The organism is Streptomyces sp. NBC_01439 (genome assembly GCF_036227605.1).
Lineage (GTDB): Bacteria > Actinomycetota > Actinomycetes > Streptomycetales > Streptomycetaceae > Streptomyces.
Genome location: NZ_CP109487.1, coordinates 4,078,366 through 4,092,546 on the forward strand (window position 1 = coordinate 4,078,366; position 14,181 = coordinate 4,092,546).

Sequence of the window (14,181 nt, forward strand, 5' to 3'; positions counted from 1 at the left end):
AGGTCAGCCGAGCGGCTGGAAGGTCTCGAAGGCGACGTTGCGCATCTGGGTGCACTCGGGACCGTCCCACTGGTCGGCGGCGCAGCTGATCATGATGGCGTAGCCGTGCGTCGCGTCCAGCTTGAAGCCGCGGTTGAGCACCCGGACCTTCACGCCCTTCTGCTCACGCTCGAACTCCCAGTCGGCGACGGTCGGATAGCCCCGGTAGTCCACCACGTCGATGCGGATCTGCCGATACCCCTTGCTGCCGCCGCGGACACCGGCGACCGAATTGGTCCATGCGAGGCGCGCGTCATCGCCCGGCTGGCTGGTGTAGTCGACCTGGATCCGCGGGAAGCCGCCGCTTTCACGGGCGTAGATGCCGCCGGAGTTGTCTCCGGCTATGGCGATCTGCTTGAAGCCCTCGGGCATCGCCATCGAGAAGTGGAACCCGAACTCCTGGATCACGGCATATCCGGCCGGGAACGCGCCGCCCGCGCCGCCGGACGTGGAGCCCTGGCCCTGGCTCTGGCCCTGGCCCTGGCCCTGGCTCTGCTGGCCCTGACCCTGGCCCTGGCCCGGCTGACCTCCGGTGGCGGTACCCGTACCGGCGCTTGCGTTGCCGGCCGTCTCTCCCGTGTTCCCCGAGGGCTTCGGGGAAGTCTCCCCCGTCCCGCTGCTGCCGCTGCTGCCGCCCGGGTCCTTCGGGGCCGAAGCCGCCGGAGTGGGCTTGCCCTTGCCGCCCTTGCTCTCGTCCTTGGTGTCCTTGTCGTCGCCGCTGAAGGCGTAGACGATGAGCGAGCCGACGACCACCAGCATCACGACCACGGCCAGGGCCGTGAACACGATGGTGCGGCGCTGCATGACGTCGGTGAGCGGCGCCTTGACGGGGGACGCCTTGGACTTCGGCGGCTCCGCTGCGGAGACGGCCGTGGTGGCGGCCGCGACCGTCGCCGCCTTGCGGGCGGCCTTCAGCGCGGCGCGGGCGCGTTCGCGCTGCTCGCGGTCGCGGCGCTCACGTTCCTTCTTCGCCGCCCGTTCGGCCGCCTTCTCGGCCTTGTCCGCGGCAGCCTTCTCCACGGCGTCCTTGGCGTCGGCCAGCGATATCTGCCGGGTTTCCTCGGCTGCCGGAGCCGCTACGACCACCGGCTTGGGCTCGGGCGCCGCGAGGACGGCGTTCAGCATCGCCCGGGTGCGGGCGTCGTCGAGCCGGTGTGTCGGGTCCTTGGCGAGAAGGCCGTAGATGACCTCGGCCAACGGACCCGCGTTCTTCGGCGGGTCCACCGGCTCGGTCATCACCGCCGTGAGGGTGGCGAGCGCGGAACCCTTGTCGTACGGGGGCACTCCCTCGACGGAGGCGTACAGCAGACCGCCGAGCGACCACATGTCGGCGGGCGGGCCGGGCTTGTGGCCACGGGCACGCTCGGGGGAGATGTAGGAGGGGGCGCCGACGAGCATGCCGGTGGAGGTGACGGAGGGATCGCCCTCGACCTGCGCGATGCCGAAGTCGGTGAGGACGACACGGCCGTTGCCGGCGATGAGCACGTTCGACGGCTTCACGTCGCGGTGCAGGATCCCCTGGCCGTGCGCGGCGCGCAGCACGTCGAGCACCGCGAGGCCGACCTCGGCCGCGCGGCGCGGGGTGAGGGGGCCGTTTTCCCGTATGAACTCGGCGAGCGAGGGTCCCTCGATGAGCTCCATGACGATCCACGGCCGGCCGTCCTCGTCGACGACGTCGTAGACGGTGACGGCGCCACCACTGCGGATCCGGGCAATGGCCTTGGCTTCGCGGAGGGTACGGGTGATGAGGCGCCGCTTCTCGTCCTCGTCGACCCCGGTGCTGAAGCGGAGCTCCTTGACGGCGACGGTCCGACCCAGGGTCTCGTCCTGGGCCCGCCAGACGGTACCCATCCCGCCCTTGCCGAGCACGGTCCCCAGCCGGTAGCGCCCGGCCAGCAACCGTCCCTCGTCCTGCCCGCCCGCGGCAGCCTTGGCCGCGGCGGCCTTGACGGCGGCGGCCATGGCATCGGCCTTCTCGACGACGGGATTGCCCGCGGGCTTCGAAGCCGGCTTGGCACCAACGGCCTCCGCCGTGGCCGACCCGGCCGCCTTGCTCAACCCGGGCTTCGCCGCTGTGGGCTTCTCCTCGCCGGGCTTCGCCTCGGGCGACCCCGCCGCCTTGCTCAGCACGGGCTTCTCCCCGGGCGCTGCACCCGCCCGCTCGGCCCGGTCGGGCTCGGTCGCAGGCGCGGCGTCGGTCCTCGGCCCGCCCCCCGCAGCCTCTGCGGCGTCTGCCGGCTCCCCGGCGACCGGCCCGACAGCCTTGCCCGGCCCGGGCTTCGCAGCCGCGGGCACAGCGTCAGCCACCGGCCCGGCGTCCGAAGCCGCAGACGTCTCACTGGCGGGCTTCGCCGCCGGCGACCCCGCGGACTTGCTCAGCACGGGCTTCACCGCAGGCGACCCCGCGGACTTGCTGAGCACGGGCTTCGCCGCAGACGCAGCATCAGCCTGCTCGGCCCGGGCGGGCTTCGCCGCAGGCGACCCGGCAGCGTGGTGGTCCGCCGACTCCGCGGTAGGCGCAGCGTCAGCCACCGGCCCGGCATCCGCGGGCGCAGCCACAGCCTTCTCGCTGCCAGACTTCGCCGCAGGCGACCCGGCAGGCGAAGCCGCGGCGTCAGCCCCGGACTTCTCACTGCTGGGCTTCGCCGCAGGCGACCCGGCAGGCGACTCGGTGTGCTCCGGCTTCGACATGCGTCCCCTCTGCGATCGTGCCGCTGCTCCGCCTGCCCCAGCGGCTGAGCGACCCGGCGGCCGGGGCCCGCTGTAACCCGCCCCGGCAGAACCTTCATTCTTCCTCACTCCGCAACGGACGGGCGCCCCGGGTCTACGGTTCCCCCCTCCGCATCCCGGAGTTACAACGGAACGATGTCGGGCGCCCCCAGGCGCGCCGCGTCCGCCGTCTGGTCGTCCGGCTGGCGCTGCGACTCCCGCTCCGCCTGGACCCGCTTCTCGTAGTGCTCGACTTCCTTCTCGATCTGCTGCTTGTCCCACCCCAGCACCGGGGCCATCAACTCCGCGCACTCCCGCGCCGACCGCGTCCCCCGGTCGAAGGTCTCGATCGAGATCCGGGTCCGCCGCGTCAGCACGTCGTCCAGGTGCCGGGCCCCCTCGTGCGAGGCCGCGTACACGATCTCCGCCCGCAGGTAGTCGTCCGCACCGGACACCGGCTCGCGCAGTCCCGGATCGGCGGCCATCAGGTCCAGCAGTTCCTCCGTCAGCGATCCGAAGCGGTTCAACAGGTGCTCCACCCGCACCACATGAAGCCCCGTCCGGGCCGCGATCCGCGCCCGCCCGTTCCACAGCGCCCGGTATCCCTCCGCCCCCACCAGCGGCACGTCCTCCGTCACGCACTCCGCCACCCGCTGGTCCAGGCCGTGCACGGCCTCGTCGACCGCGTCCTTCGCCATGACCCGGTACGTCGTGTACTTGCCCCCGGCGACCACCACCAGCCCCGGCACCGGATGCGCCACCGTGTGCTCGCGCGACAGCTTGCTCGTCGCGTCCGACTCTCCGGCCAGCAGCGGCCGCAGGCCCGCGTACACGCCTTGGACGTCGTCGCGCGTGAGCGGCACCGCCAGCACCGAGTTCACGTGCTCCAGCAGGTAGTCGATGTCCGCGCTCGACGCCGCCGGATGCGCCTTGTCCAGGTCCCAGTCGGTGTCCGTGGTCCCCACGATCCAGTGCCGGCCCCACGGGATGACGAACAGCACCGACTTCTCAGTCCGCAGGATCAGTCCGGTGCTCGAATGGATCCGGTCCTTCGGTACGACCAGATGGATGCCCTTCGAGGCCCGCACGTGGAACTGGCCGCGTTCCCCGATCAGCGCCTGGGTGTCGTCCGTCCACACGCCCGTCGCGTTCACGACCTGCTTCGCGCGGATCTCGTACTCGCCACCCCCTTCCACGTCCCGCACCCGCACACCGACCACCCGTTCGCCCTCGCGCAGGAAGCCGATGACCCTCGCCCGATTGGCGCAGTGCGCCCCGTACGCGGCGGCCGTCCGCACGAGCGTGGTGACGTAGCGCGCGTCGTCCATCTGGGCGTCGTAGTACTGCAGGGCGCCCACCAGCGCGTCCTTGCGGAGCGCCGGCGCCACCCGCAGCGCGCGCGCCCGCGACAAGTGCCGGTGCACGGGCAGGCCGCGCCCGTGGCCGCTGGAGACCGACATCGCGTCGTACAGCGCGACGCCCGAGCCGGCGTAGATCCGCTCCCAGCCCTTGTGCTGCAACGGGTACAGGAAGGGCACCGGCTTCACCAGGTGCGGGGCCAGGCGCTCCAGCAACAGCCCGCGCTCCTTCAGGGCCTCGCGCACGAGGGCGAAGTCGAGCATCTCCAGGTACCGCAAACCGCCGTGGATCAGCTTGCTGGAGCGGCTGGAGGTGCCCGAGGCCCAGTCCCGCGCCTCCACCAGGCCGGTCGACAGGCCGCGCGTCACGGCGTCGAGCGCGGTGCCGGCGCCCACCACGCCCGCGCCCACCACCAGCACGTCCAGTTCCCGTTCGGCCATCCGGGTGAGGGCCTCGGCCCGCTGCACCGGCCCCAGTGTCGCTGTCCTCACGGCTGCCTCCCGTTGGTGCGGATGAGATCCCGCTCACATGCCCCGTTCCACGATTCTGACCGCCCGCACCCACATGAGCCACCGCCTATGGACAACACAACGGTGGCGTTCACTCCAGAATGCGACATATCTGTCATATATAAGCCTAGTCTGACATTGCGCCAGCTCCCCTGTCCCCGGAGAACTTGCGCGGCAGCCCCCTCATGTCAGGGAAGGGACGGCACCCCCATGCCCGCAGACCTCGCCGTCATCGGACTCGGCCATCTCGGCCTCCCACTCGCCCAGGCGGCCGTCGCCGCCGGAATCGAGACGGTCGGCTACGACAGCGGTCCGGTCACGGACTCCACCCTCACCGCCGCCGAGGTCCGCCGCATGTCGGCGGCCGGCTTCCGGGTCACCACCAACCCCGCCGAACTCGGCCGGGTCCGCACGGCCGTCATCTGCGCCCCCACCCAGCTCGGCGCCGATCGCGCGCTGGACCTCTCCGCCGTCGGCGAGGCCGGCCGCGCGCTCGCCGCCCGGCTGCGCCCCCACACCACCGTGATCCTCGAATCCGCCGCCCACCCGGGCGTCACCGAGGACTACCTGCGGCCGATCCTCGAAGCCGGCTCCGGACTGCGGGCGGGCCGCGACTTCCACCTGGCCTACTCCCCCAGCCGCCACGACCCGGGCAACCGCACCCACGGCATCTCCAACACCCCCAAGGTGATCGGCGGCCTCACCCCCGCCTGCACGGAGTCCGCGCACGCCTTCTACGCCCGCCTCACCGAGAAGGTGGTCCGCGCCCGCGGCCTGCGCGAGGCCGAGACCGTACAGCTCCTCGAAACGAACTACCGCCACGTCAACATCGCCCTCATGAACGAGATGGCCGTGCTCTGCCACGACCTCGGCGTCGACCTGTGGGACGTCATCCGCTGCGCCGAGACCAAGCCGTACGGGTTCCAGGCCTTCCGCCCCGGCCCGGGGGTCGGCGGCCACGGCGTCCCCCTCGACCCGAACTACCTCCCCCACACCACGCGCACCCCCGGCCACCCCCTGCGCATGGTCGGACTGGCGCAGGAGATCAACAACCGGATGCCCCAGTACGTCATCCAGCGCTCGGCCACCCTGCTGAACGAGCACGGAAAATCCGCCCGCGGAGCCCGCGTCCTGCTCCTCGGCGTCACCTACAAGCCCGACCTGGCCGACCAGGAGGGCTCCCCGGCCCGCGAGATCGCCAGCCGCCTCCTCGACCTGGGCGCGCTGATCAGCTACCACGACCCGTACATCACGGGCTGGCGGGTCAGGGACCAGCCGGTCCCCCGCGCCGAGTCGCTCTACGAGGCCGCCGCGAACGCGGACCTGACCATCCTGCTCCAGCACCACCGCACCTACGACATGCAGGGCCTCGCCGTGAAGGCCCAGCTGCTCCTGGACACCCGCGGCGCCAGCCCGGTGGGCGCGGCCCACCGCCTCTGAGCGCCGGAAAATCCCCCTGTCGATGTCCGACCGGCCTGCTAGCCTGCGGCGTCACTTATCTCGTACTTACACCCGAGGGGCGTAAGCACGCTCGAATCCCTGGGGGGATTTTCCAATGAGCCAGAACTTCACGCCGCCCGCGCCCGAGTCGTACACCCCGGTCGCCGCCCCGGCCCCGGTCCGCAGCGGCAACTTCGGCCTCGGCATCGTCGCCTCGGTCGTCGCGGCGATCGTCACCGGCGGCGTCTACGGCGCGATCATCGGCGCCAGCGGCTACCAGATCGGCTATGCCGCCGTGGCCGTCGGCGCGGTCGTCGGCCTCGCGGCCGGCAAGGTGGGCGGCTCCAACCCCGTTCTGCCCGTGCTCAGCGTCCTGCTGTCGCTGGCCGCCGTCTTCGGCGGCCAGCTCTTCGGCATCGCCTGGATGTTCGCGGACGAGCTCGGCACGACCGTCCCGGACCTGGGCATGGGCGTGCCCGAGCTGATCGAGACCTGGCAGAAGGTGTCCTCCCCGATGACCTTCCTCTTCCTCGCCATCGGCGGCTACGCCGCGTTCCAGGCGGCCCGGAAGGCCGGCCACTGACGCACCGGCCGCCGACGGGGCACTGAGCAGGCACGACGGGGCCGGCGGCCGAACCAGGCCAATGTCCAGCGGCGGGCGGCCCCTCCCACGCGCAGCGGCGCCGTCACGGCGTGGATCTGGCTGCTGGGCACCTTCACGGTGCTCTTCACCATCGCCACCGGCGTCGTCGTGTTCGCCGAGACGGACCCGGAACTGAGCCCCGAGGGGCCGGACTGGGGCCCGGTCTTGCTCTCGGCCCTCCTGACGGTGGCCTGCGCCTATCCGTGGACCGAATACCTGCGCAAGCGCCGGCGCGGCGAAGGCTGATCCTGCCACCACGTGCCGAAGGGCCCGGCCCCGAAACGGGGGCCGGGCCCTTCGGCACATGGTGGCAGGAGGTCAGCGGCTGTGCTGCGAGTCCGCGATCGTGACCTCGACCCGCTGGAACTCCTTGAGCTCGCTGTAGCCGGTGGTGGCCATCGAGCGGCGCAGCGCGCCGAAGATGTTCATCGAGCCGTCCGGGGTGTGCGAGGGACCGGTGAGGATCTCCTCGGTGGTGCCCACGGTGCCGAGGTCGACCTTCTTGCCGCGCGGCACGTCCTCGTGGACGGCCTCCATGCCCCAGTGGTTGCCCTTGCCGGGCGCGTCGGTGGCACGGGCCAGCGGGGATCCCATCATCACGGCGTCCGCGCCGCAGGCGACGGCCTTCGGGATGTCGCCGGACCAGCCCACGCCGCCGTCGGCGATGACGTGCACGTAGCGGCCGCCGGACTCGTCCATGTAGTCGCGGCGGGCCGCGGCCACGTCCGCGACGGCGGTCGCCATCGGGACCTGGATGCCGAGCACGTTGCGCGTGGTGTGCGCGGCGCCGCCGCCGAAGCCGACGAGGACACCGGCCGCGCCGGTGCGCATCAGGTGCAGGGCCGCCGTGTAGGTGGCGCAGCCGCCGACGATGACCGGGACGTCGAGCTCGTAGATGAACTGCTTGAGGTTGAGCGGCTCGGCGGCGCCCGACACGTGCTCGGCGGAGACGGTGGTGCCGCGGATCACGAAGATGTCCACGCCCGCGTCGACGACGGCCTTGGAGAACTCGGCCGTGCGCTGCGGGGAGAGCGCGGCGGCGGTGACGACGCCGGAGTCGCGGACCTCCTTGATGCGCTGCCGGATCAGGTCCGCCTGGATCGGAGCGGCGTAGATCTCCTGGAGGCGGCGGGTGGCGGCCTCCTCGTCCAGCTCCGTGATCTCGTCGAGCAGCGGCTGCGGGTCCTCGTACCGGGTCCACAGGCCTTCTAGGTTCAGCACGCCGAGGCCGCCGAGCTCGCCGATGCGGATGGCGGTCTGCGGGGAGACGACCGAGTCCATGGGGGCGGCCAGGAAGGGGAGCTCGAAGCGGTACGCGTCGATCTGCCAGGCGATCGAGACCTCCTTCGGGTCCCGGGTACGCCGGCTCGGGACGATGGCGATGTCGTCGAACGCGTACGCCCTGCGGCCGCGCTTGCCGCGCCCGATCTCGATCTCAGTCACGTGTGGTGGCCTTTCCTCTGGGTCTGCCCGTCCAGTATCCCCGAACGCCGGGGGCCCGCGTTCCGGTGACCGCTGTACGGACGGCTGCGCGGGCACGGCGAAGGGGCGGGCCCGACGGGCCCGCCCCCTCACCTCATGCCGTTCAGCCCTTGCGGGAGTAGTTCGGCGCTTCGACCGTCATCTGGATGTCGTGCGGGTGGCTCTCCTTGAGGCCCGCCGAGGTGATCCGGACGAACCGGCCGCGGTCCTGCAGCTCGGGGACCGTGCGGCCGCCCACGTAGAACATCGACTGGCGCAGGCCGCCGACGAGCTGGTGCACGACCGCGGAGAGCGGACCCCGGTAGGGGACCTGGCCCTCGATGCCCTCGGGGATGAGCTTGTCGTCGCCGCCCACGCCCTCCTGGAAGTAGCGGTCCTTGGAGAAGGACTTCTGCTCGCCGCGGGACTGCATCGCGCCGAGCGAACCCATGCCGCGGTACGACTTGAACTGCTTGCCGTTGATGAAGAGCAGCTCGCCCGGGGACTCCTCGCAGCCCGCGAGCAGCGAGCCGAGCATCACCGTGTCGGCACCCGCGACCAGGGCCTTGGCGATGTCGCCGGAGTACTGCAGGCCGCCGTCGCCGATGACCGGGACACCGGCCGCCTTGGCGGCGAGCGAGGCCTCGTAGATCGCGGTGACCTGCGGGACGCCGATGCCGGCGACGACGCGGGTGGTGCAGATGGAGCCGGGGCCGACGCCGACCTTGATGCCGTCGCAGCCGGCGTCGATCAGCGCCTGCGCACCGTCACGCGTGGCGACGTTGCCGCCGATGACGTCGACGGTGGAGTTCGACTTGATCTTGGCGACCATGTCGCCGACCAGGCGGGAGTGACCGTGGGCGGTGTCGACGACGATGAAGTCGGCGCCCGCCTCGATCAGGGCCTGGGCGCGCTCGTACGCGTCGCCGGCGACGCCGACGGCCGCGCCGACGAGGAGCCGGCCGCCCTTGTCCTTGGCGGCGTTCGGGTACTTCTCGGCCTTGACGAAGTCCTTGACCGTGATGAGGCCCTTGAGGATGCCCGCGTCGTCGACCAGCGGAAGCTTCTCGATCTTGTGGCGGCGCAGCAGCTCCATGGCGTCCACGCCCGAGATGCCGACCTTGCCCGTGACCAGCGGCATCGGGGTCATGACCTCGCGCACCTGGCGGCTGCGGTCCGACTCGAAGGCCATGTCGCGGTTGGTGACGATGCCGAGGAGCTTGCCGGCGGGGTCGGTGACCGGGACGCCGGAGATGCGGAACTTCGCGCAGAGCTCGTCGGCCTCGCGCAGCGTCGCGTCCGGGTGCACCGTGATCGGGTCGGTGACCATGCCGGACTCGGAGCGCTTGACCAGGTCGACCTGGTTGGCCTGGTCGGCGATGGAGAGGTTGCGGTGCAGCACGCCGACGCCGCCCTGCCGGGCCATGGCGATGGCCATGCGGGACTCGGTGACCTTGTCCATGGCGGCGGACAGCAGCGGAACGTTGACGCGCACGTTGCGCGAGATGAGGGAAGAGGTGTCGATCGCATCAGGCGCCATGTCCGACGCGCCCGGCAGCAGCAGCACGTCGTCGTAGGTCAGTCCGAGCGTGGCGAATTTGTCGGGCACTCCGTCGGCGGTCATGACACCTTCCCAATGGTCTTGCTCAGCGCGGATGTCCATGCTAACGGGATCCCGACGCGTCTCATTCCACGACCAAGGTCAAGCAGAAGTTTCGTCACTTCCTACGATTGCGGCCCGTGGCCGAGGCCCACGCAGAGCCATGTGGAGCCACGCCGAGCTGTGCGCACGGACCGGCACGGAGCCCTTCCGGGCCGTTTCGAGCCGCTTCGAGCCGTACGGACCGCGGCGGGCCACGAGACCGCGCGGCCCGCACGGCTGCCTACTGCTCGGCGAGTGCCCGCAGCCGGCTGAGCGCGCGGTGCTGGGCCACGCGCACGGCCCCCGGGGACATTCCGAGCATCTGGCCGGTCTCCTCCGCGGTCAGCCCGACGGCCACCCGCAGCACGAGGAGCTCGCGCTGGTTCTCCGGGAGGTTGGCCAGCAGCTTCTTGGCCCAGGCGGCGTCGCTGCTGAGCAGCGCGCGCTCCTCCGGGCCCAGCGAGTCGTCGGGCCGCTCCGGCATCTCGTCGGAGGGCACGGCCGTGCTGCCCGGGTGCCGCATGGCGGCCCGCTGCAGGTCGGCGACCTTGTGCGCGGCGATCGCGAAGACGAAGGCCTCGAAGGGCCGCCCGGTGTCCCGGTAGCGCGGCAGCGCCATCAGGACGGCGACGCAGACCTCCTGCGCCAGGTCCTCCACGAAGTGACGAGCGTCACCCGGCAATCGCGAGAGCCGGGTGCGGCAGTAGCGGATCGCGAGGGGGTGCACGAAGGCGAGCAGGTCGTGCGTGGCCTGCTCGTCACCCTCCACCGCCCTGCGTACGAGCGCGCTGACGCCCCCGGCACTGCCGCCTTTGGCGGCGCCGGTCGGGCCTGTGGCCGCGGGTGACCCCAGGGCCTCGTCGTCGCGCATCAATCCATGGTGCCTTGGCGCCGGAGCATCCGCGCCGCCATGGCCCTTGTTGTGCATCGAAGCGTTATGAGCAGGTGCGCCGGAACTCATCATCTGCGCCCTCCCCTCCCGCTCGGCCGAATAGTCCCCGAGAGACTCCACACCCTCAAGGATGCGGCATCGCGCACGAAGCGAGACGTCCCCCGGATTGTGCCCCGCCAATCCCCGGGTGCGCACCGGGTACGGCGGGGACGGGGATGCCCTCGATCAGACGAGCCGTCGAGGGCGGCGCGCCGCCCCGTCCGCAGGTGGCGGACGGGACCTCTCCCGACCATCCGCGGCCTGTGGCGGACCGGGCCGGGCCCGGCCACGACCGGGAGGTCAGCGAACCAGACCCCAGCGGAAACCGAGTGCCACCGCGTGCGCCCGGTCCGAGGCCCCGAGCTTCTTGAACAGCCGGCGGGCGTGCGTCTTGACCGTGTCCTCGGAGAGGAAGAGCTCGCGCCCGATCTCCGCGTTGGACCGGCCGTGGCTCATGCCCTCCAGCACCTGGATCTCGCGCGCGGTGAGCGTGGGCGCGGCGCCCATCTCGGCCGAGCGGAGCCGGCGCGGGGCCAGTCGCCAGGTCGGGTCGGCGAGGGCCTGGGTGACCGTGGCCCGCAGTTCGGCGCGCGAGGCGTCCTTGTGCAGGTACCCACGGGCGCCGGCGGCGACCGCGAGGGCCACGCCGTCCAGGTCCTCGGCGACCGTCAGCATGATGATGCGGGCGCCGGGGTCGGCCGAGAGCAGTCGACGGACCGTCTCCACACCGCCCAGCCCGGGCATCCGTACATCCATCAGAATCAGGTCGGAGCGGTCGGCGCCCCAGCGGCGGAGGACTTCCTCGCCGTTGGCAGCCGTCGTCACACGCTCGACGCCGGGCACGGTGGCAACCGCGCGACGGAGCGCCTCTCGGGCAAGCGGGGAGTCGTCGCAGACGAGGACGGATGTCATGACCGCCCTCCGCAGCTGCTGATGCGCGTCACCTTGAGCCTCCAGGCTGGTACGTATCGTCACCTGTGCGGTCGATGCCCCCGGACACCTGTCCGAGAACTTATTGGTTCAACCGCCTTCGCACTCTCAACGATGGTCACTCGAAAGAGTTACGGGTCGGACGGACACCTTCAGCACTCTACGTGAGGAAGCGATCACGGCGCTGGAGCCACGAGCCGCTTGTCCTCCATCTGGAGCTATGCCCTATTTGGCGGCTTTCCTTCCGTTTGGCACGTGTCTGAGGCTAGATTCCCAATGAGTCATATTTACATCTACTCCGACAGTAGGTGTGGAGACATGGACCGTATCCGCCTCAGTACCGGCACCAAGAGGGACTACCAATGGCAGATTTCTCCCGCCTCCCCGGACCGAACGCCGACCTCTGGGACTGGCAGCTGCTAGCCGCCTGCCGCGGGGTCGACAGCTCTCTCTTCTTCCACCCGGAAGGCGAGCGGGGCGCGGCCAGGAGCGCGCGCGAGGCCTCGGCTAAAGAGGTCTGCATGAGATGCCCGGTGCGTTCGGAATGCGCCGCGCACGCACTCGCCGTCCGAGAGCCCTACGGGGTGTGGGGCGGCCTCACCGAGGACGAGCGCGAAGAACTGATGGGCCGCGCCCGGCACCGCCTGATCCCCGCGTCGAGTGCGATCGGACCGATCGCGCCGAACTGAGAGTCGCCGAAACGTCCGAAGGAACGTTTCCTCGAATCACCAACACACCTGGGCGTGTCGCCGCCCGGCCCGCGTTTCACCCGTTCGGCCGTACCCGGCCCCACGACGTGTGCGCCCCCGGCCGCCGCCGGGGGCGGACGCGCGTCAGCGCGCGGCCGCCCGCTCCAGTTCGGCCAGGGTCGCGGCCACGGCCGGCACCCGGGCCAGGTCGGGCAGGGTCAGCGCCACCACCTCGCGCTCGACGGCCGGCTCCACCGACACCGTGCTCACACCCTTGGCCCGTACGGACTCCACCGCGAGCTCCGGCAGTACCGCCACGCCCAGCCCCGCGCCGACCAGGCCGACCACCGCCGGGTAGTCGTCGGTGGCGAAGTCGATGCGCGGGGTGAAGCCCGCGCCCTCGCACACGTCCACCAGATGGCGACGGCAGCGCGGACAGCCGGCGATCCAGGGTTCGTCCGCCAGCTCCGCCATGCCCACGCGCTCCGCCCCGGCCAGCCGGTGCCCCTCGGGGACCAACCCGACGAGCCGGTCGGTCAGCAGCGGCCGCACCACGAGGTCGTCCCACTCCGCGGCGGAATGGTCCGCCCCGCCGTACCGGAAGGCCAGCGCCAGGTCGCAGTCGCCCTCGCGGAGCATCTCCACCGAACGCGGCGGCTCCGCCTCGACCAGCGAGATGCGGGTCCCGGGGTGCTCGGCGCGCATCGCGGCGAGTGCGGTCGGCACCAGGGTGGAACTGCCGCTGGGGAAGGACACGAGCCGGACCCGACCCGCGCGCAGCCCCGCGATGGCCGCGACCTCCTCCTCCGCGGCGGTCAGCCCGGCCAGGATCCCCGCGGCATGGCGGACCAGGGCCTCGCCCGCCTGGGTCAGCCGCATCTCGCGACCGGTGCGGATCAGCAGCGGGGTGCCGGCCGACTGCTCCAGCGCCTTCATCTGCTGGGAGACGGCGGGCTGGGTGCAGCCGAGCTCGCGGGCGGCGGCCGAGAAGGACCCGGTCCCGGCGACGGCGCGCAGAACCCGGAGATGACGTGCTTCGATCACCCTTCGAGCATAAGCCCTACTTTGATTTCCACGCCAATACTCCGGTGTCACTTTGAGGCGGCTCCGGTTAGCGTGATCCCATGGGCTCCATGCAATTGATCTCTGTGAACCTCGGCCGCGCCACGGCTGTCGACTACACCGACGCGGAGGGCGGCATGACGGGCATCGGCAAACGTCCCGTGCCCGGACCGGTCCGCGTCGTCGCCCCGGGCCCCAAGGCCACCGGCCTCGGCAGCGGCCTGGAAGGTGACGCCATCTGCGACCGGCGCCACCACGGCGGCGACCACCAGGCCGTCTACGCGTACGCCCGCGAGGACCTGGACCTGTGGGAGCAGCTGCTGGGCCGCGAACTGCCCGGCGGGCTCTTCGGCGAGAACCTCACCACCTCCGGCATCGACCTGAACGCCGCGCGGATCGGTGAACGCTGGCAGGTCGGCGCGGACCTCGTCCTCGAAGTGGCCTCGGCCCGCATCCCGTGCCGGACCTTCCAGGGGGCCATGGGCGAGGCCGGCTGGGTCAAGCGGTTCACCGAGGAGGCCCGGCCGGGAGCGTACCTGCGGGTGATCGAGGAGGGTTCGGTCTCCCCCGGCGACCCCATCCAGATCGTCCACCGACCGGACCACGACGTGACGGTGCAACTGTGGTTCCGCGCCTTCACCACCGAGCGGGCGCTGCTGCCGCTCACCCTGGCCGCGGGCGAGGCTATGGAGCCGAAGGCCCGCGAGCGGGTTCGCCTGTGCGTGGAGAAGTACGGGGCGGGGACCGGGGCGAGGTAGCACCGTCAT

General features: G+C 71.6%; 12 protein-coding genes. 5 read left to right on the forward strand and 7 right to left on the reverse strand.

The window, feature by feature from the left end; translation table 11 throughout:
• Window positions 1-3: 3 nt before the first annotated feature.
• Together OG207_RS17855 and OG207_RS17860 are read right to left on the reverse strand one after the other, a co-directional pair.
• Complete coding sequence (locus OG207_RS17855) at window positions 4-2,169, reverse strand: serine/threonine-protein kinase (protein ID WP_329099522.1); 2,166 nt, start codon at window positions 2,167-2,169, stop codon at window positions 4-6.
• 722 nt (window positions 2,170-2,891) lie between these two features.
• Window positions 2,892-4,598, reverse strand: coding sequence for a glycerol-3-phosphate dehydrogenase/oxidase (locus tag OG207_RS17860; RefSeq protein WP_329099523.1), 1,707 nt, complete (start codon window positions 4,596-4,598; stop codon window positions 2,892-2,894).
• Window positions 4,599-4,826: 228 nt separating this feature from the next.
• Between OG207_RS17860 and OG207_RS17865 the strand changes: the two genes are divergently transcribed.
• The 3 genes from OG207_RS17865 (at window position 4,827) to OG207_RS17875 (ending at window position 6,945) form a co-directional block, all read left to right on the forward strand.
• The gene (locus OG207_RS17865) at window positions 4,827-6,056 is read left to right on the forward strand and encodes a nucleotide sugar dehydrogenase (protein WP_329099524.1); all 1,230 of its coding nucleotides are present in this window, start codon (window positions 4,827-4,829) and stop codon (window positions 6,054-6,056) included.
• Window positions 6,057-6,171: 115 nt separating this feature from the next.
• A complete protein-coding gene (locus OG207_RS17870; RefSeq protein ID WP_329099526.1) occupies window positions 6,172-6,639 on the forward strand; it encodes a hypothetical protein in 468 nt (155 codons plus the stop codon).
• Window positions 6,640-6,777: 138 nt separating this feature from the next.
• Window positions 6,778-6,945: a hypothetical protein gene (locus OG207_RS17875; protein WP_329099527.1), complete on the forward strand. Its 168-nt coding sequence runs from the start codon at window positions 6,778-6,780 to the stop codon at window positions 6,943-6,945.
• 72 nt (window positions 6,946-7,017) lie between these two features.
• Here OG207_RS17875 and OG207_RS17880 read toward each other — a convergent pair whose 3' ends face one another.
• The 4 genes from OG207_RS17880 to OG207_RS17895 form a co-directional block, all read right to left on the reverse strand.
• Window positions 7,018-8,142 (reverse strand): GuaB3 family IMP dehydrogenase-related protein, encoded by a 1,125-nt coding sequence (locus OG207_RS17880; protein ID WP_329099528.1) that lies wholly within the window; start codon window positions 8,140-8,142, stop codon window positions 7,018-7,020.
• Between the two features lie 142 nt (window positions 8,143-8,284).
• Window positions 8,285-9,784 carry an IMP dehydrogenase gene (gene guaB, locus OG207_RS17885; RefSeq protein WP_329099529.1) on the reverse strand — a complete coding sequence of 500 codons (1,500 nt, stop codon included), beginning with the start codon at window positions 9,782-9,784 and terminating at the stop codon, window positions 8,285-8,287.
• A gap of 259 nt (window positions 9,785-10,043) precedes the next feature.
• Window positions 10,044-10,673 carry a sigma-70 family RNA polymerase sigma factor gene (locus OG207_RS17890; protein ID WP_030389108.1) on the reverse strand — a complete coding sequence of 210 codons (630 nt, stop codon included), beginning with the start codon at window positions 10,671-10,673 and terminating at the stop codon, window positions 10,044-10,046.
• Between the two features lie 360 nt (window positions 10,674-11,033).
• On the reverse strand, window positions 11,034-11,645 hold the full coding sequence (locus OG207_RS17895) for a response regulator transcription factor (RefSeq protein ID WP_003948568.1): 612 nt from the start codon (window positions 11,643-11,645) through the stop codon (window positions 11,034-11,036).
• Between the two features lie 380 nt (window positions 11,646-12,025).
• On the opposite strand from OG207_RS17895, the gene OG207_RS17900 reads away from it, so the two are divergent.
• On the forward strand, window positions 12,026-12,352 hold the full coding sequence (locus OG207_RS17900; RefSeq protein ID WP_030011164.1) for a WhiB family transcriptional regulator: 327 nt from the start codon (window positions 12,026-12,028) through the stop codon (window positions 12,350-12,352).
• Window positions 12,353-12,496: 144 nt separating this feature from the next.
• Here OG207_RS17900 and OG207_RS17905 read toward each other — a convergent pair whose 3' ends face one another.
• Entirely contained in the window at window positions 12,497-13,396 is a 900-nt protein-coding gene (locus tag OG207_RS17905) for a LysR family transcriptional regulator (RefSeq protein WP_329099531.1), read from the reverse strand.
• Between the two features lie 89 nt (window positions 13,397-13,485).
• Between OG207_RS17905 and OG207_RS17910 the strand changes: the two genes are divergently transcribed.
• On the forward strand, window positions 13,486-14,172 hold the full coding sequence (locus OG207_RS17910) for an MOSC domain-containing protein (RefSeq protein WP_329099532.1): 687 nt from the start codon (window positions 13,486-13,488) through the stop codon (window positions 14,170-14,172).
• The last annotated feature ends 9 nt before the right edge of the window (window positions 14,173-14,181 follow it).